Origin of the sequence: Cellulomonas sp. ACRRI, assembly GCF_022346185.1 — a bacterium.
Taxonomy (GTDB): Bacteria; Actinomycetota; Actinomycetes; order Actinomycetales; family Cellulomonadaceae; genus Cellulomonas.
In genome coordinates this window covers 1-2,332 of sequence record NZ_JAKRMS010000234.1, presented here as the reverse complement: position 1 = coordinate 2,332, position 2,332 = coordinate 1, and the positions used below count along the sequence as shown (strand labels likewise).

Sequence of the window (2,332 nt, the reverse complement as noted above, 5' to 3'; positions counted from 1 at the left end):
GGCCCGCACCGTCCGCGACGGCGTCAGAGGTCGGCGCCCACCAGGACCGGCTCCGGCTCCAGGGTGATGCCGTAGCGGTGGGCGACGCCGTCGCGGACGGTGCGGGCCAGGGCGAGCAGGTCGCCGGCGTTCGCGCCGCCGCGGTTCGTCAGCGCCAGGGTGTGCTTGGTCGACAGCGCCGCCGGGCCCGGCAGGCCGTAGCCCTTCGCGAACCCGGACTGCTCGATCAGCCACGCGGCGCTGGTCTTCACGAGGCCCTCGCCGGCCGGGAACCGGGGCGCGCCCTCGGGGAGCGCCGCGGCGTCCGCCTCGGTCAGCACCGGGTTCGTGAAGAACGACCCCGCCGACCGGGTGTCCGGGTCCGCGGGGTCGAGCACCATGCCCTTGCGCGCGCGCAGGGCGAGCACCGTCGCGCGCACCTCCGGCAGGGGCGCCCGCTCCCCCACCGCGATGCCGAGGGCGCGCGCGAGCTCGGCGTACCGGATCGGCTCGGAGAGGTCGGCGACGCGCAGCTGGAACGTCACGTCGAGGACGACGTACCGCGGCGTGGGGTACCAGGGTGCGCCCGGGTCGGCGGCGTCCGGCAGCGCGCGCATCGACCGCTTGAGCAGCGAGGTGCGGTAGCCGAACTGCAGGTCGACGACCGGCAGCGTCCGCACCCGGTTCCTCTGCCGGTCCCACACCCGCACCGTGGCGATCGTCTGGGAGACCTCCTGGCCGTACGCGCCGACGTTCTGCACCGGCGTCGCGCCGGTCGAGCCGGGGATGCCGGACAGCGCCTCGATGCCCTTGAGCCGGTGCGCGGCGGCGTGCGCGACGACGTCGTCCCACGGGGTGCCCGCGGCGGCCGTGACGGTGACGCCGGCGCACGCCGAGTGGTCGGGGGTCGTCAGGTCACGCCGGACGTCCCGGACCACGAGGCCGTCGAAGCCCGCGTCGGAGACGAGCAGGTTGGAGCCGCCGCCCAGCACCAGCAGCGGGACGCCCTCGGCGTCCGCGGTGCGCACCGCGTCGATCAGCTCGGCCTCGGTGGTCGTCTCCACGAGGCGGGCGGCGGGCCCGCCCACCCCGAGGGTGGTGAGCTCGCTGAAGGTCGCGGACTGGACGTCGGTGGTCACGGGACGAGCGTAGGCCGCTCCGCGGGCTCGCGCCGCGCCGGTGCCGCGGCGTTCACCACCAGCAGGCCGATGACGATCGGCACCGCGATCGCCAGCAGCGCGTGCCGGTAGCCGACCTCGTGCGCCAGCAGGCCGAGCAGCGGCGGGCCGGCGAGGAACGCCGAGTAGCCGATGGTCGACACGACGGACACGCGGGCGGCCGCGCGCAGCGGGTCGTCGCTCGCCGCGCTCATCCCGACCGGGAAGCCGAGCGCCGCACCCATGCCCCACAGCACCGCGCCGAGCAGCGCGAGCCACAGCAGGTCGTCCGGCACCAGGCCGAAGATCAGCAGGCCGACCAGCGCGAGACCCGCGCACAGCCGCAGGACGGCGACCCGGCCGAACCGGTCGAGCAGCGCCGTGCCGAGGAACCGCATCACGGTCATCGCGGTGACGAAGACGCCGAACGAGATCGCGCCGACCGCGTCGGACTGGTCGAAGCCGTCGACCACGGCGAGGCTCAGCCAGTCGTTGCCCGCGCCCTCCGTGAGCGCCGCCGCGAGGACGACCAGGCCGATGAGCAGCGTGCGCGGCTCCAGCCAGGCGGCGAACACCGACCGCGGGGCCTGCGCGCCGTGCTCCCCGTCCGCGGCGGGCGCGTGCCGGCCCGCGGGCAGGAACGACCGCACGGCGACGAGCACCGCGACCGACGACAGCAGGACCGCGACCGGCACGTGCACCTGCACCGGGACGTGCGCCGCGGCGACCACGGCGGCGATGCCGGCGGCCACCACCGTGCCGAGGGAGAAGCCCGCGTGGTACCGCGGCATGACGGTCTTCCCGAGCTTCTGCTCGACCATCGCGCCCTCGAGGTTCATCGCGGCGTCCCACACGCCGGTGCCGACGCCGAACACCACGAGGCCGGCGGCGGTCACGACGACCTCGCCCATCGCGGCGCCGAACGTCGCGATCGACAGGCCCGCCGCGTTGAGCAGCGCGAACCCGGCCACGGCCCTCACCGCGCCGATCCGGGTGACCACCAGCCCCGACAGCGGCAGCGCCACCAGCGAGCCGCACGAGCCGACGAGCAGCAGCAGGCCCATCTGGGCCTCGGACAGGCCCAGCGCATCGCGGATCGCCGGCAGCCGGGCCGCCCAGCTCGAGAAGTTGAACCCGGACAGGGCGAACACCACGAACACCGCCACCGAGGCGGTGCGGACGGCGCGGGGGGCGGC

At 75.9% G+C, this 2,332-nt stretch carries 2 protein-coding genes; both read right to left on the bottom strand.

Annotated elements, in window-relative coordinates; translation table 11 throughout:
• Positions 1–23 precede the first annotated feature (23 nt).
• Positions 24–1,118 carry a UDP-N-acetylmuramate dehydrogenase gene (locus tag MHY85_RS20825; RefSeq protein ID WP_239200342.1) on the bottom strand — a complete coding sequence of 365 codons (1,095 nt, stop codon included), beginning with the start codon at positions 1,116–1,118 and terminating at the stop codon, positions 24–26.
• Positions 1,115–2,332, bottom strand: a 1,218-nt coding sequence (locus MHY85_RS20820; protein WP_255733813.1) for an MFS transporter, incomplete at its 5' end; no start/stop codon positions are given. The genes MHY85_RS20820 and MHY85_RS20825, both read right to left, overlap by 4 nt.